20 protein-coding genes are annotated in these 21,282 nt (G+C 40.9%); 3 read left to right on the forward strand and 17 right to left on the reverse strand.

Features of this window, described 5'->3' with window-relative positions:
• Positions 1–196: 196 nt before the first annotated feature.
• The gene (gene trhA / locus V7161_RS27805) at positions 197–844 is read right to left on the reverse strand and encodes a PAQR family membrane homeostasis protein TrhA (protein WP_223589463.1); all 648 of its coding nucleotides are present in this window, start codon (positions 842–844) and stop codon (positions 197–199) included.
• A gap of 130 nt (positions 845–974) precedes the next feature.
• Between trhA and V7161_RS27810 the strand changes: the two genes are divergently transcribed.
• On the forward strand, positions 975–1,535 hold the full coding sequence (locus tag V7161_RS27810) for a DUF1836 domain-containing protein (protein WP_335716037.1): 561 nt from the start codon (positions 975–977) through the stop codon (positions 1,533–1,535).
• A gap of 8 nt (positions 1,536–1,543) precedes the next feature.
• Here V7161_RS27810 and V7161_RS27815 read toward each other — a convergent pair whose 3' ends face one another.
• Positions 1,544–3,094 (reverse strand): glycosyl hydrolase family 28-related protein, encoded by a 1,551-nt coding sequence (locus V7161_RS27815; RefSeq protein WP_335716038.1) that lies wholly within the window; start codon positions 3,092–3,094, stop codon positions 1,544–1,546.
• Between the two features lie 256 nt (positions 3,095–3,350).
• On the opposite strand from V7161_RS27815, the gene V7161_RS27820 reads away from it, so the two are divergent.
• Both V7161_RS27820 and V7161_RS27825 read left to right on the forward strand, forming a co-directional pair.
• Complete coding sequence (locus V7161_RS27820; RefSeq protein WP_335716039.1) at positions 3,351–3,665, forward strand: DUF3892 domain-containing protein; 315 nt, start codon at positions 3,351–3,353, stop codon at positions 3,663–3,665.
• A gap of 375 nt (positions 3,666–4,040) precedes the next feature.
• The gene (locus tag V7161_RS27825) at positions 4,041–4,745 is read left to right on the forward strand and encodes a hypothetical protein (RefSeq protein WP_335716040.1); all 705 of its coding nucleotides are present in this window, start codon (positions 4,041–4,043) and stop codon (positions 4,743–4,745) included.
• 25 nt (positions 4,746–4,770) lie between these two features.
• On the opposite strand, the gene leuD is transcribed toward V7161_RS27825, so the two are convergent.
• The 15 genes from leuD to V7161_RS27895 form a co-directional block, all read right to left on the reverse strand.
• On the reverse strand, positions 4,771–5,355 hold the full coding sequence (gene leuD, locus V7161_RS27830; protein ID WP_289986553.1) for a 3-isopropylmalate dehydratase small subunit: 585 nt from the start codon (positions 5,353–5,355) through the stop codon (positions 4,771–4,773).
• 3 nt (positions 5,356–5,358) lie between these two features.
• On the reverse strand, positions 5,359–6,777 hold the full coding sequence (gene leuC, locus V7161_RS27835) for a 3-isopropylmalate dehydratase large subunit (protein ID WP_335716041.1): 1,419 nt from the start codon (positions 6,775–6,777) through the stop codon (positions 5,359–5,361).
• 307 nt (positions 6,778–7,084) lie between these two features.
• Positions 7,085–8,191 carry a 3-isopropylmalate dehydrogenase gene (gene leuB / locus V7161_RS27840; protein WP_335716042.1) on the reverse strand — a complete coding sequence of 369 codons (1,107 nt, stop codon included), beginning with the start codon at positions 8,189–8,191 and terminating at the stop codon, positions 7,085–7,087.
• Between the two features lie 63 nt (positions 8,192–8,254).
• Positions 8,255–9,799 (reverse strand): 2-isopropylmalate synthase, encoded by a 1,545-nt coding sequence (locus V7161_RS27845; RefSeq protein ID WP_335716043.1) that lies wholly within the window; start codon positions 9,797–9,799, stop codon positions 8,255–8,257.
• Positions 9,786–10,817, reverse strand: a complete 1,032-nt coding sequence (gene ilvC, locus V7161_RS27850; RefSeq protein ID WP_223589480.1) for a ketol-acid reductoisomerase — start codon at positions 10,815–10,817, stop codon at positions 9,786–9,788. Before ilvC ends, V7161_RS27845 begins: the two co-directional genes overlap by 14 nt.
• A 27-nt stretch (positions 10,818–10,844) precedes the next feature.
• Positions 10,845–11,366, reverse strand: a complete 522-nt coding sequence (gene ilvN / locus V7161_RS27855; protein WP_223589482.1) for an acetolactate synthase small subunit — start codon at positions 11,364–11,366, stop codon at positions 10,845–10,847.
• Positions 11,363–13,090, reverse strand: a complete 1,728-nt coding sequence (gene ilvB, locus V7161_RS27860) for an acetolactate synthase large subunit (RefSeq protein ID WP_335716044.1) — start codon at positions 13,088–13,090, stop codon at positions 11,363–11,365. Before ilvB ends, ilvN begins: the two co-directional genes overlap by 4 nt.
• Before the next feature lie 492 nt (positions 13,091–13,582).
• Positions 13,583–15,250: a dihydroxy-acid dehydratase gene (gene ilvD, locus V7161_RS27865; RefSeq protein ID WP_335716045.1), complete on the reverse strand. Its 1,668-nt coding sequence runs from the start codon at positions 15,248–15,250 to the stop codon at positions 13,583–13,585.
• A gap of 11 nt (positions 15,251–15,261) precedes the next feature.
• On the reverse strand, positions 15,262–16,170 hold the full coding sequence (ilvE, locus tag V7161_RS27870) for a branched-chain-amino-acid transaminase (protein ID WP_335716046.1): 909 nt from the start codon (positions 16,168–16,170) through the stop codon (positions 15,262–15,264).
• A 401-nt stretch (positions 16,171–16,571) separates the two neighbouring features.
• Entirely contained in the window at positions 16,572–17,300 is a 729-nt protein-coding gene (locus tag V7161_RS27875; RefSeq protein WP_335716050.1) for an exonuclease domain-containing protein, read from the reverse strand.
• 8 nt (positions 17,301–17,308) lie between these two features.
• On the reverse strand, positions 17,309–18,280 hold the full coding sequence (locus V7161_RS27880; protein ID WP_335716047.1) for a DUF294 nucleotidyltransferase-like domain-containing protein: 972 nt from the start codon (positions 18,278–18,280) through the stop codon (positions 17,309–17,311).
• Positions 18,281–18,418: 138 nt separating this feature from the next.
• Positions 18,419–19,678: an ammonium transporter gene (locus V7161_RS27885; protein ID WP_335716048.1), complete on the reverse strand. Its 1,260-nt coding sequence runs from the start codon at positions 19,676–19,678 to the stop codon at positions 18,419–18,421.
• A gap of 141 nt (positions 19,679–19,819) precedes the next feature.
• Positions 19,820–20,155, reverse strand: coding sequence for a MerR family transcriptional regulator (locus V7161_RS27890; protein ID WP_223589493.1), 336 nt, complete (start codon positions 20,153–20,155; stop codon positions 19,820–19,822).
• 140 nt (positions 20,156–20,295) lie between these two features.
• Entirely contained in the window at positions 20,296–20,484 is a 189-nt protein-coding gene (gene fbpA / locus V7161_RS30475) for a Fur-regulated basic protein FbpA (RefSeq protein ID WP_420491678.1), read from the reverse strand.
• Between the two features lie 291 nt (positions 20,485–20,775).
• Positions 20,776–21,096, reverse strand: coding sequence for a hypothetical protein (locus tag V7161_RS27895; protein WP_335716049.1), 321 nt, complete (start codon positions 21,094–21,096; stop codon positions 20,776–20,778).
• Positions 21,097–21,282 lie beyond the last annotated feature (186 nt).

Raw genomic sequence — 21,282 nt, forward strand, 5'->3', positions numbered from 1 at the left:
AGATTCCACAAAAGATAATGCCACAGATAGTAAAGAAAAAAATAAATACAAAAAAAGTAGAAGTCACAAAAAACATAATAATAAAAATAATAGGAAAAGTCGATGACATCATTAAAACGGAGTAGATTATTCAACCTCATATATATGTAAAATGGCTTGGAGTATACCTCCGAGCCATTTTATAAGAATATTCATATTATATAACATACAAAAACACACTAAAGAAATGCGCCAGGCTGCCCAGCAATATGAAAATATGAAAAATTTCATGAAAGCCTAAATACTTAAACTCCAAAAACTTCGGCTTCGCCCCATAGATGACGCCTCCAATAGTATAGAAGATGCCGCCTAACACCAATAAAAATAAACCCCAAGGATTTAAACTGCCGGCAAGCGGCGAAAAAACAAACACAATCATCCAGCCCATCGCGATATAGAGTGCCGTCGAAATCCAACGGGGACAATTAAACCAAACCATTTTAAAAACTACTCCGCTTATCGCTACTGCAGAAATAATCGAAAAAAGAATCGCACCGGTTTTTCCGTTCAAACTAATGAAGCAAAAAGGCGTATATGTTCCTGCAATCAAGACAAAAATCATGGAATGATCAAGCCGCCTTAAAAAGGCAATCACTTTATCTCTGGCGATAACCATGTGGTAAGTAGCCGAGGCAGAATAAAGCAAAATCATACTTACGCCAAAAATGATAACAGCAGCAATGGTCATTGGTGATGGAGATGACATGGATGCTTTGATAACCATCGCGAGAAGCCCCACAAAGGATAAAAGAGCCCCTGCTAAATGGGTGAGTCCATTGATTGGTTCCCGAATGTAATTGTTCATTTGAATGCCTCCTATTGCAACATGTAGTTTTGATAACTACATATAATGATACTAATGTGTTATCATCTAGTCAATGCTTATTTCATTAGGTATAATGAAAAATATATTGCACACGATCGGGGATTTTAGAATGGAAAATTTCAATCAACTTATTGAACAGCTTGGCCTAGAAACGAGTCTGACTTTGGAGGAAATTCCAAATATCGATTTATACATGGACCAAGTCATTCAGTTATTTGAAAATACATTTGCTGAATCGAAGCGGAATGACGAAGAAAAGGTTCTTACTAAAACGATGATAAATAACTATGCGAAGGGAAAGCTGATCTTTCCAATAAAAAATAAAAAATATTCGAAAGAACATCTCATCTTAATCAGTCTGATTTATCAGCTAAAAGGGGCTTTATCGATCAATGATATTAAAATATTACTTGATGGCGTCAATAAAAAAATTATTAAAGAGGCAATCAATTTAGACTCCTTTTACAATACTTATTTAAATCTAACCAACAAAAATGTCGAGGACTTTAAAATGGATCTCCAGGATCGAGAGTCAGAAGTAAAAGAATCGATGGACGATGTTGCCCTGTACCTAGAGCAGGTACTCATGATTTCCTCGCTTGTTCATATGAGTAATTTATATAGAAAAGCTGCCGAAAAGCTAATTGACCAGATTCAAATTGAAAAATAAGAAAAGCGTCAACGATCGTTTATGACGCTTTTTTTATTGGAGTTTTCAATCTTAATATCTAGGATACCTTGACCCACATCAATGGATTTAGGAGAAGAATTTACTACCTCCACGTCATAAATCCGAACACTGTCCGCCTGATTTTCTCCTCCAAATACTTTAATGCCAGCTCCTGCTGTTTTAAAATCCTTTATCAAAATGTTTTTCAAAACTACATTTCTAGCACGATATTGGATTGCCATGACAGGGTTTCCTTTGTAGTCATAATCCGGGTCGCCAATCAAGGTAAACTGATTAATGACGACATTTTTATATGCGGAAACAACCAAGCCTCGCGGTGCGGAATCCTTATATAGATCTGAAAATATCGGAGCGATACATAGTAGATTTGCAGCCATGATATTAAAGGCCGTTTTCGATTCAGCATCCGTGCTTTTGTGATGACCGATATGGCGAAAATTATAGGAGCGGTTATCATTGACTGAAATATGTCCAACAATTTGGACATTAGCTGCCGCGGATGAATTTTCATGAGCCTTTATTTCCACTCCGCCAAAACAACGGGCAGTAGAATTATTGACGAGCAAGACATTCCGAGAGCCATCATCGATTTCGATCCCGTTTGAATTTGAAAAACCTTTTTGGTGGGCTCGTCCGCTCGGGTCGCACATATGTGAATTCGAGATGAAAATATTATCACTATGATGGGTGGTAATGCCGTCATCGCCAAATCCATAGCCATTTAAATGATCAAGCCACACGTACATGCTGCCGCCCCGGGCACGAAAACCGTCCCCTGCATAATTGTACAAGGTAGAGGAAATGTCAAAACAATGAAGACCTGGATTGATTGCCACTACATCCTTTACCCAGCCATACGTTACATTTGCGTACGTTAAACAGCTTGAATGATTACCCCAAGTACTCGTTTTTGGACTATCGCCAAGTCTCTCCACATTCCAGTCCAAACTCAATGACCCAACGAAAAGATGGTGGTTTCCTCGCCAATGATTGGCGTTAGTAATAAGCCTTGTTCCTTTAGGAGCATCGTCATGCAGCTTAATTGTCGTCACACCTTTTCCAGCACCCTCCAGAATAGTCCAAGACGGAAGGCGGATACCCTTGGTAACATAAATTCCCTTTGGAATCATTACTTTTACAGAGCCCATTCCTAATGCTTTTTGAAAAGCCGCAGTACAATCTGTCAAACCATCCCCAATTGCACCATAATCCATGATATTTACTTCTTTAATGGCTCTATTTTGTAATTCAGTGAATTCATTGTTTAATAAATCTATCCATTCTGGATACACCATTCCTTGAGAATCCACATTCATTATCGGTGGAATACCGAACTTAGACCTTTTTGAAAAAAGCCGAAAAAACATTTCTGCAAAAGAAAAGCGTTTCTTAACAACTTTTGGAGCAGAAAATTCCTTTTGATGTAACTGCTTAAAGAGAGCTGCAGTTTCCTGAACAGCCATAGAAGGATTATTCGCAAGGCTGGTTATTATCGAAGCATTTTGTTTCGGATCATAGTCTTTAGATAAATCAAGCATTGTTCTCACTCCGTTTGTGTTCACAAAAGATTCAGAATTAATTCAATCAAATTGGTTTACGATAGTATTTTTGTTCATTTTTTTAATAAATATAATGGTTCTTTTCTTGCTGTACTTGATTTTAAAAAATATAAGCGAACCGGTCACAAAGGGGCCACCCAATATTAGTGTATAGAATAAAGCTATTTGAATCCAAGGAGAGGGATAAATTTTAAGAAAAGAAAAATACTAACAAATGTTCGGAGGTGGAATTTTTATGGAAGAGAAGGATTTTGAAAAAATTTATGAACAGTATAAACAGCAAAGCGAGCAGCAAGCTCAATTGGAAGCAGGTCAAGGTAATAGTGACGGAAAAGAAGAGTTCGTCGCCGTAAGGAAAAACGACGATGGCGATATAATTGCTTTTAAAACAAACACAGGGAGGGAGCTGGATTATATCACTGCTCTGGATGAGGCAAAGGCTGGCAAGCTTGCTCATGTGGATGTCTTTCATAAATATGGAAGGGACATCATTCGCAGCGAGCCTGATGGTATCAAAGAAAATAATTTAGATCGATTGCCGGAATTTTAATTTTTTTTAGCAGAGCATAAAGAAAATGAACTTTACTCAAACTTTTAAGGGCAAATGTATTTTATAGGGCATTTTGGTAGTGATTTTGAATATTTTGTCCCATAGAGCCCATCTATGGGACATTTTAGTAGTATTTTAGAATTTATTTGTCCCATAGAACTCTTCTATGGGACATTTGCTAGTATTTTAAAATGTATTTGTCCTATAGAACTCTTCTATGGGACATTTAGCTAGTATTTTAGAATGTATTTGTCCCATAGAGCTTCCTAATGGTCATTTTAAAGTAATACTTCGGGGTTCTTTTTTTTTCGAAAAGGGTTAATTCCAATTTATGGAGAAAGTATACATAAAGGATGTTTGGGAGGGGGGATGTACTTGTCCTGGATTACTAGATTGGCAGTTTTAATGCTCGTTTTAACAATACTATCCTCTTGTATTCGGACAATGGGTTGTCCGGATGGAGCAATCGAATGGGTAGACCTGCTAATGATAAATAATGTGAAATATCAGCACCATTTTCCTGAACCAGCAGATGAGGGGATCCACCTGCAAATTGAAAAGGGAAAGCCATTAGGAGAGATAAAATTTAAAATGGCGGACAAAGCCTGCAGTGATCATAAGATGAAAAATGGTGATGCAGCTTATGTTGAAGAAGGAACCACTATTTATGCTGTAAAAGGATACCCCGAGTCTCTTTTGGTGGTAGCTAATGACAAAGTATATATTGCTGAGGAAAATAAGTCAGCTAAAACATTAGGGGATTTATATCCCATTAAGAATCTTGTGAAAAATATCTATATTGAAAGTACGGAGGACGGGAGAAGAATACATACATTTTCTCCGGAGGTAAAGGAACTATTTTTAAATGAATGGCTGAAATTAAAGATAGAGGATTATAACGTATTACAACAAAAGAATGCTTTTGTGGGAGAGCCAGCATTTTTAGAAATAGAATTAGACAATGGCGTTTCCTTTAGGCATCTATATTGGCCTAACTCAAATGCTTTTGGACAAAATGCCCTTGGGAACAAGACACTTCAGGAATTGATGATGCACGTGCTTGCATCTGCAGGGCAGTAAAAAAGAGCTTGGAGATCCAAGCTCTTTACTTATGCGCAAGTTCATATTCACTAATTTTTTCTTCGTAGCTTAAGGTTACACCGATTTCATCCCAGCCGTTGAGCAGCATTTGTTTCGGGTACGGAGCAATATCGAATTTAATTTCATAGCCTTCGTTGTCATATACAACTTGGTCTTCTAAATTAACAGTTAAGGTATAACCCTCAGTTTGTGCCTTTTTCATAACGGTTTGGACTTGTTCTTCACTAGCTTGAATCGCAAGAATGCCGTTTTTCACGCAGTTATTTTTAAAAATATCGGCGTAGCTTGGAGCAATGATGACCTTAAAGCCGAAATCCTGAACAGCCCAAGGAGCATGCTCGCGGGAAGAGCCGCAGCCAAAATTATCGCCGGCTACCAAAATTGAAGCACCTTGATATTGCGTGGCATTCAGAGGAAAATCCTCACGTAAATTTCCATCATCATCAAAGCGCCAGTGGTAGAACAGGAATTGGCCAAAACCGCTGCGCTCAATCCGTTTCAAAAACTGCTTCGGGATAATTTGGTCTGTATCAATATTGGTTCTGTTTAAAGGACAAACAAGGCCTTGATGAATGCGTAATGGTTCCATTTTTTATCCAACCTCCTGAGCAGTAAATTGACGGACGTCAACAAAATGTCCAGCAACCGCGGCAGCAGCTGCCATTTCTGGACTGACGAGATGAGTACGAGCTCCGTTACCTTGACGGCCTTCAAAATTGCGGTTAGAAGTAGAAGCACATCGTCCGCCAGGAGGAACGATATCATCATTCATCGCTAAGCACATGCTGCAGCCAGCTTCACGCCACTCAAATCCTGCTTCTTTAAAGACCGCATCAATACCTTCTTTTTCAGCAGCAAGCTTTATGCTGAAAGAACCTGGAACAACAATGGCTTTAACGTTAGGGTTAACCTTGCGGCCGCGGACAACTTCAGCTGCATTGCGCAAGTCGCTTAAGCGTGAATTTGTACACGATCCGATGAAGACATGGTCAATTTGAACACTTGAAATAGATTGGCCAGCTTCAAGACCCATATACTGAAGGGCACGGGTAATTTCATCTTTTTCACTTGTTTTGTCTGTTTCATCTGGGCTAGGAACATTTGCAGTGATTGGGATACACATTCCTGGGTTTGTTCCCCATGTTACCTGCGGTTCTACTTCCGCCGCTTCAATTTCGACGACAGCATCATAAGCGGCACCTTCGTCGGTAGCCAGTGCTTTCCAGCGGGCGACCGCTTTTTCAAACTCCTCACCTTTAGGAGCATGACGTCTGCCTCTTAAGTATTCAAAAGTGGTTTCATCCGGCGTGATAAGTCCTGCTCTTGCGCCAGCCTCGATTGACATGTTACAGACAGTCATCCGTTCTTCCATTGACAGTGCACGGATTGCTTCGCCTGTGTACTCCATTACATAGCCAGTTCCAAATTGTACGCCAAACTTTCCAATGATTGCAAGGATTAAATCCTTTGCTGTCACGCCTGTCCCAAGTTTTCCATTTACTTTTACATTAAGGGTCTTTGGTGGTGCCTGCCAAAGTGTTTGCGTCGCAAGGACGTGTTCCACTTCACTTGTGCCAATACCAAATGCTAGTGCTCCGAATGCCCCGTGAGTAGAGGTATGGCTATCCCCGCAGACAATTGTTTTTCCAGGTTGAGTAAGTCCTAGCTCAGGACCGATGACATGGACAATTCCGTTGTCAGGATGATGAATATCAGCGAGTGGAACACCAAAATCCTGACAGTTTTGCTGAAGGGTATCGATTTGCTTTTTCGAAATTGGGTCGTTGATAGTAAGACGCTGACGGGTTGGAACGTTATGATCCATCGTCGCAAACGTTAGGTCTGGGCGGCGCACTTTCCGGCCGTTCATTCGTAAGCCCTCGAATGCCTGAGGAGAGGTTACTTCATGAACGAGATGCAAATCAATATAAAGCAAATCCGGCTTTCCTTCTTCTTGATATACAATATGCTGTTCCCAAATTTTTTGGATAATATTTTTTGGTGTTTGCATAGCTTCCTTCCTCACTTTAATAGATTTGATGAGTAAGATTGCAAAAAAAGAGTCATTTTTGCATGTAAAATAACAAAATCTGCTTCAAAATCTTAAAACTAGCAGATGAAATTTCTAAAATCTTTATATGAAATCAATTTATCGGCGAAAAATTAGTAGATATCGGCGAATATTTCAATTTATCGGCGAATTTTTAATTTTATCGGCGAATTTAGCCAATTTATCGGCGAATCTAAAAATATCTGCAAATTCTAATAAGTAAACCGCCAGGATCATAAAGTATGAGCCTGGCGGAAACCACGTCCTATTAAACGTAACAGCTCATGATACATTTTGAAGGACTTTGAGATTTGATATAATCCACAACCAAACGAGTCATTTCAGCCGTTCCTACTTTGCGTCCTTCAGCAATTTGCAAATCAGCAGTATGGAAGCCAGCATCAAGTACGGATTGAACCGCGTCCTCAATCATCTTCGCCTCGTCATCAAGCTTAAATGAATACCTAAGCATTAAGGCAGCAGATAGAATCATCGCAACTGGGTTAGCAATACCCTTTCCAGCAATGTCCGGTGCAGATCCATGAACCGGTTCGTATAGGCCAACCCCAGATTCATTCAAGCTGGCAGAAGGGAGCATGCCAAGCGAACCAGTCAGTACAGAAGCCTCATCACTAAGGATGTCGCCAAACATATTCTCAGTCACAACAACATCGAAATACGAAGGATTTGTAATCAACTTCATCGCAGCCGCATCAACTAGAACATGTTCAACGGTAACGTCAGGATACTGAGCCTTTTTCTCTTCAACAATTTCCCGCCATAGCTTGCTGGATTCTAGCACGTTTGCTTTATCTACAGAAGTAAGGCGGCCGCGGCGGCCTTGAGCTGCTTGATACGCTTTGTCTACTATTCTTTCAATCTCTTTGCGGGTATAGGCAAGAGTATCAACCACTGTCTGGCCATTGTCACGACGCTCACTTGGAGTTCCAAAGTAAATGCCGCCAGTTAATTCACGTACGATAAGGAGGTCGCTTCCTGAAACTACTTCTTCCTTTAATGGTGAAGCATGAAGCAGGTTTTTAAAGCCTTTGATCGGACGAAGGTTTGCAAATAAATCCAGTGCCTTTCGGATACCAAGCAAGCCTCTCTCTGGACGTAGGTGCGAAGGGTTGTTATCCCATTTTGGTCCCCCTACAGCACCAAGTAAAACCGCGTCGGCTAGCTTACAGGCATCAATGGTTGATTCTGGAAGGGGAGTGCCGTAAAGGTCAATGGCTGCTCCTCCGATTTCATGGGTTTCGAAGCTAAAAGAGTGGTTATATTCTTCAGCAATTGCATTTAATACATCTTTCGCAGATTCAATAACTTCCTTGCCGATACCATCACCGGGAAGTAAGACAATTTGTTTTTTCATTAGAAGCAACCTCCTCATTTTTTTGGTTTATGATGGGCGCCTTGCTATTAGGCGCCTTGTTTTTTAAAGAGCTGCAGGTTCTTTGATAAATGCTTTTTGGTTAAAAAATACACGATTGACAGCGTTCAGGAATGCTTTTGCGGAAGCTTCGAGCACATCCTGCGCGGAGCCGCGGCCGCTGACATTCGTTCCGTTCACAGTCATTTTTACATGGACTTCTGCAAGAGCATCGCGTCCGCGTCCAACTGAGCTTAAATTAAAATCAGTCAAGTGAATTTCTTCCTTAACCAAAGCCTCTAAAGTGTTAAATAAGGCCTCTACACTTCCGCTTCCTGTACGGGCAGTCTCTGCACGGATACCTTCTGGAGTCGTAAGGGCAACCGTTGCAGTAGGAAGGTTTGCTGATGCGTACTGGACTTGGAAAGCGACAAGCTCATATTTTTTCACATCGATCGCTGCTGTTTGGATATCCATTAAAATTGTAAATAAATCCTCATCTGTTACTTCTTTTTTTCTGTCTGTCAATTCCTTGAAGGATTTAAAAGCATCGTTAAGCTTTTCTTGTGATAGGTCAAAGCCCAAATGCTCGATTTTATCTTTAAAAGCATGGCGGCCGGAATGCTTTCCAAGAACAAGGTCATTGGATCCAACTCCAACCATTGAAGGTGTAATAATTTCATAGGTTAATGCATTTTTTAAGACGCCATCCTGGTGGATGCCGGATTCGTGCGCGAAGGCATTTTTTCCAACAACTGCCTTATTAGGAGGGACCTTCATCCCGGTAAAGCGGCTCACCAAGTCACTGGTGCGTTTGATTTCTTTTAAAACCAGATTAGTAGTGAAAGGGTACTTATCCTTACGAATATTTAAAGCAACAGCAATTTCCTCTAAAGAAGCATTACCGGCACGTTCACCAATACCATTAATGGTACCTTCTACCTGGGTAACGCCATTTTCAATCGCTGCAAGAGAGTTGGCAACGGCCATCCCTAAGTCATCGTGACAATGGCATGATAAGGCTGCTTTATGAATATTTGGAACGTTTTCCCTCACGTAACGGAACATGCGGCCATATTCTTCAGGTGTTGTGTAGCCAACTGTATCAGGAAGATTAATGACAGTTGCGCCGGCATCAATGACTTTCGTAATAATTCGGACAAGAAAATCAAGATCTGACCGGGAAGCATCTTCAGCTGACCATTCAATTTGCGGAAATCTTTGTCTAGCGTATGAGACCATATCCACAGCTGTCTGGACAACTTCATCCTCAGTTTTCATTAATTTATATTTCATATGGATAGGGGAGGTAGCAATGAAAACATGTAATCTTGGTTCGGCTGCATCTTTTAAGGCATCCCACGCAATGTCAATGTCCGATTTTGTTGCACGGGCCAAGCCAGTCACAGAAGAGTTTTTAATTGCTCTGGCAATGGCTCTTACGGCTTCGAAATCGCCTTGAGAGGAAGCCGGAAAGCCGGCCTCCATAATATCTACGCCAAACCGCTCAAGCTGTCTGGCAATTTCTAATTTTTCAAGCTGGTTTAAATTTACACCAGGAGATTGTTCGCCATCGCGTAAGGTTGTATCAAAGATGTTAACGTGAACCATTTACCACCACTTCTTTCTTTTGGTTTACTGGTTTTTTAATAAATGGCATTAAGGCACGAAGTTCACGACCGACTACCTCGATTTGATGATTGTTTTCGCTGCGGTTAATTGCATTGAATTGTGGACGGTTTGCTTGGTTTTCAAGGATCCATCCTTTTGCAAATGCACCTGTTTGAATATCTTTTAATACTTCTTTCATGCGGGCCTTTGTATCTTCGTTAACAACGCGTGGTCCGGAAACGAAATCACCCCACTGAGCAGTATCTGAGATAGAGTAGCGCATATTTTCTAATCCACCTTCGTATAAAAGGTCAACGATTAATTTTAATTCATGTAAGCACTCGAAGTAAGCAACTTCTGGCTGATAACCAGCTTCTACAAGCGTTTCGAAGCCTGCTTTGATTAGGGCAGTAGTACCGCCGCAAAGAACAGCCTGTTCTCCGAATAGATCTGTTTCTGTTTCTTCTTGGAATGAAGTTTCTAATACACCTGCACGGGCAGAGCCAATACCTTTTGCATAGGCAAGGGCAAGTTCACGTGCTTGACCTGTGTAATCCTGGTAAACTGCATAAAGGGCAGGGACGCCGGCACCTTCAGTATACGTACGACGTACTAAGTGTCCTGGACCTTTTGGTGCAACTAGGAATACGTCAACATCTGCAGGTGGTACGATTTGTGTAAAATGAACGTTAAAGCCATGAGCAAAAACTAAAGCATTCCCGGCTTCAAGATTTGGTTTGATGCTTTCTTCATAAACTTTTGGCTGCATTTCGTCTGGAAGAAGAACCATTACTACGTCTGCTTGACGAGCCGCTTCTGCAACTGAAGTTACTTCTACACCATCTTCAACCGCTTTATCCCAAGATTTCCCGCCGCGTAAGCCAACAACTACATCAAAGCCGCTTTCCTTTAAGTTAAGAGCATGGGCATGACCTTGTGAGCCATAACCGATTACCGCGATTTTCTTTCCTTGTAAAACTGCCTCTTGAATATCACCGTTATATAGTACTTTTGCCATTATGAATCATCCTCTCAAATATATTAGTTATTTTAATAGTGAATAAGTTGGTAGATCATTTACTTGTGGCTGATGACCTCGTTGGAAGGCTGTCAGCCCTGTTCTGGCAATTTCTTTAATGCCGAAAGGTCGAAGCAACTCTATCAAAGCATCGATTTTGTCAGGGCGGCCTGTAATTTGAACAGCTAAACTATCTTTACTTACATCGATAATCAAGGCACGGAAAGGATCGATAATTCCGTTGATTTCGCTGCGAAGCTGTGAGCTGCTAGCCACTTTTATTAGGGCAAGCTCCCGTACAACGATTGCTTTATCCGTAATATCGGAAACTTTTAAAACATCAATTTGCTTGTTTAATTGTTTGGTAACCTGCTCAAGTCGCTGATCGTCTTCCACTTCAACAACCAGAGTCATTTTTGAGATTCCTTCGGTTTCGGTTTTCCCAACTGAAATACTCTCAATATTAAATTGACGCCTTTGTAACAGGCCAGTAACTCGATTCAAAACACCACTTCGGTCTTGAACTGTTAGAGTGATAATTCGTTTCATGATGGTTTCACCCCAATCATTTCGTGTATCCCTTTACCCGGAGCAATCATTGGAAAAACTTTTTCCTGCTGGAGAACTCGGCAATCCATAAGAACTGGACCATTATAAGCAAATACTTCAGGAAGCTTTGTGATTAGTTCTTCCTGTGTTTCAATCTTTAACCCGCGAATATGATAGCTTTCTGCCAGCTTTACAAAATCTGGCTGTGAATGAAGAATCGATTCGGAAATACGGTTCCCATGCAGCAGCTCTTGCCACTGTCGAACCATTCCGAGCGCTCCATTATTTACGATAATGATTTTGATAGGCAGGTTTTGTTCATAAATTACAGATAGCTCCTGAAGGGTCATTTGGAAACCAGCATCTCCAACAATTGCTACAACAGTGCTTTCTGGAGAAGCCATCTGTGCTCCAATTGCGGCAGGGAAGCCGAAGCCCATCGTTCCTAGTCCGCCGGAGGTGACCCAGCGATGTGGTCTATCAAAATTGTAATATTGTGCAGCCCACATCTGGTGCTGGCCAACATCGGTTGTTACTACTGCATCCCCATTTGTAACTTTATGGATTGCTTCAATCAGCCATTGCGGGCTCATGCCGTTAGGATTATGTTTATACCAAAGTGGGAATTCCGCTTTATATTTATTAAGCGTCTCTAACCATGCTTTGTTATCGGGCGATTCAGCTGTCTGATTGTTCAGCTCGACTAACGCTTCTTTGGCATCGGAAACGATAGGAATAAGAGTCGGAACATTTTTACCTATCTCAGCTGGATCAATGTCGATATGGGCCACCTTTGCATTTGGTGCGTAGTGTTTTAGATTGCCGGTAAGACGGTCATCAAAACGGGCACCGATATTGATAAGCAAATCACATTCATACATTGCCATGTTTGCGGTGTAGGTACCATGCATTCCACCCATTCCTAAAGAAAGAGGACTGTTCGCTGGAAATGCTCCTAGACCAAGCAATGTTGTTACCACAGGAATTTTATGTTTTTCTGCAAATTCTGTTAATTCTGCAGAAGCTTTGCCGTGAAGAACACCTGCACCAGCAAGAATGAGAGGCTTTTTCGCCTTTCCAAGTGCATCTGCCAGTTTTTTGATTTGCAGCGGGTTTGGCTTAGTAGTCGGCTGATAACCTGGCAAATGAATGCTTACTTCTTGTGGTTCTTCGAATAGTTCTCCGGCTGAAATATCCTTAGGAATATCGATTAGGACTGGTCCTGGACGCCCGGTAGAAGCAATATGGAAGGCTTCCTTCACAATTCTTGGCAGGTCGGAAATGGATTGGACCTGATAATTATGCTTCGTAATTGGTGTCGTGATCGCCATAACGTCTGCTTCCTGGAAAGCATCCGTTCCGATGACGCTTCGCGCGACCTGTCCTGTAAAAATCACAAGCGGTAAGGAGTCCATCATAGCATCTGTAATTCCTGTCACCAGGTTCGTTGCTCCAGGTCCTGATGTGGCAAGAACGACTCCTGGTTTCCCAGTAATTCGTGCATAACCTTCCGCAGCATGGATACTGCCTTGCTCATGACGGAAAAGGACATGATTGATTCTCGCCTTTGCGCGATAAATAGCATCGTAAATTGGCAGAACAGCCCCGCCTGGATAACCAAAAATGGTGTCAGCTCCTTCATTAATTAATAAATCAATGAGAAGGTCTGCCCCTGTTTTTGGTGCGGTACTGGTTTGGAATTCCAGTTTTGCTTCTACTTTCACCTTGTATTCCCTCCTTAAGGGTATTTGAATATTTAAATACTCAGCCTATGGCTGATCTTGTTCAAGCGCAGTAAAAAAGGCCCTATTCTACCCGAATAAACTGCATTCAAGAAATCAAATACAGAATAATCGGGGAGAAAAGACCTTTTCATTTTCTCGGTACCACCCGGTTTCACAGCATCCTTACGAATACTGCCTTATGAAGCGACAATTAAAAAAACGCTTCTTTTGGTAACAGGTGCTATCAAATTAACACCCGATTGCACCTAATAAGCGAGAGGCTTTTCAGAGCAACACTCAGGGATGATGTCAGAATAAGTTGTATTACTGGGCTTCCAGCAACCCCAGCTCTCTGAAAATACAAATTCTTATTCCTTTATTCCCGTCATCGATTTATTATATTTTTTTGTCAAATGATTCTTCACTTAACACGTTTAGTACCTTAGCTTCCTTTGGAAGGGGAGGGGTACTACTAATTCCCATTGGTTTTTTCTATATCTTCATAATCCCGCCAGTATTGGCAGAGGTAACAAGCTTTGCATATTTTGCAAGATAACCAGTTTTAATTTTTGGTTCTGGTTTAACCCAAGCAGAGCGTCTTTCAGCTAAAACCTCTTCATCTACGAGAAGCTCAATAGAGCGTGCTTCAAGATCAATTAAAATTTTGTCGCCATTTTCAACAAGGGCGATAGGACCGCCTTCGGCTGCTTCCGGTGAGATATGACCGATTGAAATCCCTCGGCTTGCACCAGAGAAGCGGCCATCAGTAATGAGCGCAACTTCTTTCGCTAACCCGCGTCCAGCAATTGCAGAAGTAGGTGCGAGCATTTCCGGCATCCCCGGTCCGCCTTTTGGACCTTCATAACGAATAACAACGACATGCCCAGACTTTACGGTTCCATTATTAATGTTTTCTTGGGCTTCATCCTGTGATTCAAAAACAATCGCTTCACCAAGGAAGGTTTTAATCGATGGATCTACTGCCCCAACTTTGATAACCCCGCCATCCGGTGCAATGTTTCCATAAAGAATGGACAGGCCGCCAACAGGGCTGTATGGATTATCTTTTGTCCGGATAACAGCCTCATTTGTGATTGTTGCTTCCTTCACATTTTCAGCAAGAGTTTTTCCTGTTATTGTTAAGCAGTTATCATGCAAGGCACCTTCCACTTTGTACAGCTCATTGATGATTGCACTGACACCGCCTGCACGATGAACATCGTCCATAGAATAATCAGATGCCGGCATAATTTTTGCTAAATAAGGAACTTTTTCAGCGATTTTGTTAATATCGCGGAGATCGTATTCAATTCCGGCTTCATGGGCGATGGCTAGTGTATGTAACACTGTATTTGTTGAGCCTCCCATTGCCATATCAAGCGCAAATGCATTATCAATTGCTTCTCTTGTAATGATATCGCGTGGGCGAATATCTTTTTTCACTAATTCAATCAAATGTCTTGCAGCCTGACGAATTAACTCATGTCTTTCTTCTGAAGTCGCGACGATGGTCCCGTTTCCTGGAACGGTCATTCCGAGCACTTCCATGAGACAGTTCATCGAATTGGCTGTAAACATCCCTGAACAGGATCCGCATGTAGGACAGGCCTGCGTTTCAATATCTAACAGCTGCTGCTGACTAATAGTACCGTTATGGTAAGCTCCAACTCCTTCAAATACCGAGGTGAGGGAAAGCTGCTTTCCTGTAGAGGAAACACCTGCTTCCATTGGACCCCCAGAAACAAAAACAGAAGGTACGTTGGTTCTGGCGGCTGCCATTAACATTCCAGGAGTGATTTTGTCACAGTTTGGAATGTAAAAAACACCGTCAAACCAGTGGGCGTTAATAACTGTTTCGGCACTGTCAGCGATGATTTCACGGCTTGGAAGGGAATAACGCATTCCGATATGTCCCATAGCAATACCGTCATCAACGCCAATTGTATTAAATTCGAAAGGTATGCCGCCGGCTTCCCGGATAGCTTCTTTAACAATTGCACCGAAATGATTAAGGTGTTTATGTCCAGGGATAATATCAATATAAGAGTTGCAGACACCGATAAACGGTTTTTCTAAGTCACTCGTCTTTACCCCGGTTGCGTATAATAGGCTGCGGTGGGGAGCACGGTCAATTCCCTTTTTAATCATATCGCTTCGCATTTTTCTATCTCCTAACTGACGATGGCATGGTTTGCGCCTGTTGGATAACAAGCCACACCGTCGGTTGTGACAATTTGTCTAAATTCCTCTAATAATTGGTTCGTTATTTCTCCAGGCTTGCCGTCTTTAATTACTCGTTGATCCACTTCAATGACGGCTATAACTTCTACTGCTGTTCCAGTTAAGAAAACTTCATCAGCCACATAAACATCATGTCGTGTGAAAGGAGTTTCCCTCACTTCGAAACCTTTTGCTTTAGCAACATCGATAATGGCATTTCGTGTAATGCCTTCTAATGCACCTAAGTAAACGGGAGGAGTATAGATAACCCCATTTTTTACAATAAAAATATTATCTGCTGAACCTTCGGTCACATATCCTTGATCATTTAACATTAAAGCTTCTTGAACACCAACTTGATTGGCTTCCAGTTTAACAAGGATATTATTTAAGTAATTCAGCGATTTAATTTGTGGGCTCAGAACATCTGGGCGATTTCTTCTGCTCGCAACAGAGGCAATTTTAATTCCATGCTCATAAAACTCTTTTGGATACATGGTTAATTCCTCAGCGATAATGATGACGTTTGGATTAGAGCAGGAAGAAGGGTCCAGTCCAAGATTCCCTTTACCGCGTGAAACAACGAGACGTATATAGGCGCTTTCTAGCTGATTTTTTCTAATCGTTTCCACGATTAGCTCCGTCATTTCCTCCTGTGTATATGGAATCTTCAACATAATGGATTGAGCTGATTCATATAGCCTTTTAAGGTGGGCATCGAGCCTGAAGACGTTCCCGCTATATACGCGAATACCTTCGAATACTCCGTCACCATATAAAAAGCCATGGTCAAATACTGAAACGACAGCATCCTCTTTCTTGACGAACTGGCCGCCAAGGAATATCCATTGACTTCCCAACTTAACCACTCCTCTTTCATGATAAAACGCTTTAAATGATTAAATCCTCATTTTAAAAGAATAGCCTTGCCCCATCCCTGTTATGGAGATGAACAAAGGCATCATTTATCGATAGATTCTTATTGACGATAATCATACAACCAATCGATAACATGGTCAATACAAAAATCAGACAATTCAAATTAATCAAAATAATTGTTAGCGTTTTCATTCTTGTCATGATAAGGAAAAGGAGAGGAAAAATTTTTTTGAAAATTTTTTTAAATGAATATTTTTGCTGTAGAAAGGAGGGGGGAAAACCAGAGGAAAATAACGTGATAGTGTTGGAAACTCGGATTAATTGCATTTTTAGCATTTTGTCCATTAGAGCAGAAAACACTACTGTAAAATAGCGTTTTTACTTATTCCAACTTTGCGAGATATTCATACACCTCCTTTAAATTACCGAAACCTTTCTTCTGAGCTATCTCTAGATAATATCGCCAAACTTGTGCAGTCATAGCGGCATCCCCCAGAGCATGGTGCCGATCTTTAATCTGAATTCCGCAAATGCTGCATACATCTTCAAGCGGCATTGATTTCAAATAGGGATCAGATAGACGGATTAAAAATGAGGTATCAATGATGCGATGATTAAATTTGGTTCGTAAAATGTCCCAGGTTATTTTTTTCATAAAGGCCTGTTCATGGTTGGCGTGATGGGCAACTAGAATAGCTCCGTCAACGAATTCGAAAAACTGCATTAATACTTCTGCTGCAGGCGGCGCCTTTTGTAATTCTTCTTCACTCAGATTGGTTAAGGCGGCAATTTCATCAGATAGTGATTCCTCTGATTTTATTAGTGAATAAAAAGTTTCTCCGGTCTCAATTTTCGCTCCCTTCATTTTAATGGCGCCAATAGATAGAACGTAATCCCCTTTTTCAGGATAAAATCCTGTTGTTTCTATATCAAACACAACTACTTTTATTTCGTTAAGAGGGGAGTCTAGAGTGTTTTTTTGTCTCATTTCTTTTTGAAGATTCCTGATAAAGGCCATCTGTTGTGGAGTAGATTGTCCTTGTATTCCTGCATAAATATTCAAATTGAGCTTTCCAGAAATTTGCCGAAAAAATTGGAACATCTCATTCATTCCCACTTTTAATCATCCTTTTCTATTAATCTTCGTACTAATCGAAAGAGGGCGGCACCGTTTCTAATAATGGTTTTTAACTCCTTATTTTGCTCTTTGCTGAGGATTTGAATGGGTAAAAAATGTCCAGATTTATAGTCAGTGTGATTTCCATATGTAAGCCGGTAGTTTAGTAACCTTAAAAACAGCGTTTTATATATGTCGTTTTCAATGGAAGAAAGCTCTGACTCCTTCAACTGGTCGAGTCTCGAAAGGGTAGAGGTCCCGGTCACATTCGCTTTAATAGCTAAAAGTCGTACAGCATTTACATAAGGAAAGAGCCCTGCTTCTTTTAGATTGAGAGAGCCGGCATATGGACCGTGTGTTTCGACTAATAGATTTCCGAGGATGTTTACCCCTTTCTTAAGGTATAGTGTATTACCTAAAACTTTAGAGATAAGATGTTCTTTATGGATAGTTTGATAGACGATTGATTTTAGCTTTTCTATATTTTCGCTTCCGCCATATATGGATCTTCCATCGATAAAAATGAGTAAATACCGTATGGATTCAAAGGAAGAGTCGAGAAGCCAATCTGTTAATTGCTGCTGCCATTCGAACATGGATTTACACCACATTGGATTGTTGGACATAACACCGCCATCACAGTAATCGTAGCCAGTCTGATATAATCCTGCTGTAATCTCCTTTCCTAACTCCAAAAAATAGGCTTGTGCTTCTGGGCTTAGTTCCTGATAAATGATACCGTGGTCTTGGTCACTCCAAATAGACTGTTCCGATCTGCCAGCGCTGCCCATGACAAAAAAAGAAAAGGAACAGGGAGGGGAACCATACTTTTCTTTTGTTCGGCAGACGGCTAATTCGATTACTTGTTTCATGATTTCATCATGGAGATTATTTAGCCTAAAGTGGTCGCGAGAAACCTCCCCTATCCGGCTATCCCTGAAATTTCTAATCTCTATGTAGCTGGAGTTCCCCATCCGTTTCACCGCTTTTCTTTAATAGTGGCTATTTTCGCAAAGATTGTTGTTTTTCGTATAAGTTCATTAAAAAAGAGCCTTAATAGTTAACCCCCACCCCCAAAAACGGAGGGGCAGGAATCATGAGACATGGAAATTTTATGCGTTTAGTTTTTGTTCTGCCTTCATTAATTCAGGGTAGCCGTAACTGCCGTGTTCGCTCATATCCAGCCCAATGATTTCTTCTTCTTCGGAAACACGAAGTCCGTTCATAGTTGCTTTCATAATGGATAGAAGAATGAATGATACGATAAAGGCAAAAGCGCCGCAGGCAAGAACTCCGATTGCTTGAACACCTAATTGATGCAGGCCGCCTCCGTAAAATAATCCGGGCTGACCAACGGTTGCTAATTCTTTTGTTGCAAAGAAGCCAGTGGATAACGTTCCCCATACTCCAGCTGTTCCGTGAACAGATAGCGCAGCAATTGGATCATCGATTTTTCTTTTTTCAAAAAAGCGGATGCTGTAAAAAACAAGAATTCCTGAGATAAAACCAATCAGGACAGCTGCCCAAGTATCAACAAAAGCACAAGAAGCAGTAATAGCAACTAACCCTGCCAACGCGCCGTTTAACATCATTGGAACGTCAGCTTTTCCTAAAACCATCCACGAAATTATCATTGCTGCGACAGTACCTGCGGCGGCTGCCAAATTTGTATTGAGGGCAACGAAGCCGAAGAAGCCTTTGTCAACGGATAAAGTACTGCCGGCGTTAAATCCAAACCAACCAACCCAGAGAAGTAATACACTTAATGCTGTAAACACTTGGTTATGGCCAGCTAAATTGTTCGCGGATCCATCTTTATTATATTTACCAATCCTTGGTTTTAAGATAATGGTTGCGGCTAGGGCTGCCATCGCTCCAGTTAAATGGACTACGGTGGACCCGGCAAAGTCCTGTTTACCATGCTCTGCCAACCAGCCGCCGCCCCAAATCCAATGGGCGATTGGAGGATAAACAATTACAGAGAAAAGAACAGCGAATACTAGGTAAGCACCTAATTTAGCTCGTTCGGCAAATCCGCCAAATGCTATCGTTAGCGATATGCCCGCGAATGCTAATTGAAATAAAAAGAAAACAGCACCGGAGAGTGATAAACTATCGATATCATAGCCTGAGTAAAAGAAATCGGAAAAGCCTATCAGGGAATTGCCGGTACCAAAAATTAACCCAAAGCCCACAGCCCAAAACACAATCGAGCCAATTCCAAATGTAAGGATCGTTTTGCCGGCAATATGTCCGGCATTTTTCATGCGGGTTGAGCCGGTTTCTAATAAGATGAACCCTCCAATCATTAAAATGACAAGGACTGCTCCCAACATGACCCACATACTGTTCATCAAGAATATTGTATCCATTAATGCTCCTCCTTTTAACTATGTTAATTTTCTTAACATTCGGTGTAGTTGTATTTTTACATGGATGTGGAGGATGTTTCTATAAGTTTGTTAGAATACCTCACATGGTTTTTGCTTTTGCCAAAAAAGAACCAACCTCTGTTAGGAAGTTGGTCCTTTTCGTAATCCAAACTGGGCGTTTAGTTGTCCTTGGATCATCTTTCTTCTGACATCTTCTTGGTTTTGTTTCTTTTGGGCGCGCAGCATTTCCTTTCGGATTTCATGTGTCTGGACGCCGTCTTCAATTTTGTTGGCGATTTCTACCAACAACTCTACGTCGGCAAAGGAGTATTTTCGGCTGCCGCCAGGTGTTCTTTCAGGAAAAATCAATTTTCTTTCCTCGTAATAGCGAATTTGACGTTCGGAAAGACCGGTCAGGTCCCTGACGACCCCTATGGTAATAACCTTTTTATCTTTATAGGACATGTCATTTCCCATGACTTCTATCACCACACAATATTAGCATTCTATAAAACTGTTACGTACAAAATATTCTATGTTATATTTTCTCACATGAGTTGGGAATTTGGAACAAAAATGATTAAATTTTGAAAAAATTATCTTGAGGGAGTTGATTTTTATTTGTCGCCAGGGGAAAAAGTCTTTTTGTATATACCCGCCAGTTCACTTATAGTGAGGGAGGTAATCTTAGGGTCAGAAGACTGAAGGATACCTGATTCTAACAGTTTTTTAATGTAAAAATTCCGCAGCCTCTCTATTCCATCCCTTAAGTGTTTTCCCAACCTTCTCCTCTCCTTTATTAGCAATTTTGAAGTGTTCGTAGAAGTTCATTTGCTTTAGAGCCGAGTGTTTTCATTAATTCTTCATACAACTCATCTCTTAATTGATCCAATTTAAGTATTTTTTCGGCTAATTGAATGTCATTCTTTTGATACATAATAATCTCCCTTTCAATGGTTTATAATGAAAAGTTAGCTGAATTTTTGCTGTTTGTCAGCGAAGCTGTTAGATAAATTAACAACCTTTTTCCTTTATAGATTGGTTTTGAAAGTGATTCTCACAAAAAAGAACCGGGCAATTGCCCAGTTCTGTATTTTTTAGAATTCTCCATCAAAAGGTGTAAATGGAATGTTAAATCTTCTTTCCAAGACACGAAGCCGTTGATTAACGCGCTGAAGCCGGCGTTGAAGTTGGTTTATCTCCCTCTCTTGGCGCTCATTTTCCCTTTCAAGTTGATTAAGGCGGCGCTCTATTTGCTGAGGTTGTCTATCAGGTTCATACTCATAATACTCTGGCTGTGAATACTCTGGTTGTGAGTAAGGCACTGCTTGTGTATACGGGTTAAATTGTCCGTAAGTGTTATAGTCAATTTGGGTTTGAGGCGCTTGAGGAACTTGGTAATAACCGTATGGATTCATCGGGCAACTCTCCTTTGGTAATAGATACCTTATAAATTATGTAGTTATTCGCGGAGAGAGACGGCGAATGCCTATATATTCCTTAAAACTTATTTCTCCCAGTCTGAACTAACAGAAAAGGAAAAAATGAGAATGTTTTTTCTAGAATAATATGTTAATAATTTCGCTTTACCCTATTAGTATAGT

The sequence above is a fragment of the Neobacillus drentensis genome (genome assembly GCF_036965425.1).
GTDB classification, from domain to species: Bacteria; Bacillota; Bacilli; order Bacillales; family Cytobacillaceae; genus Neobacillus; species Neobacillus drentensis_F.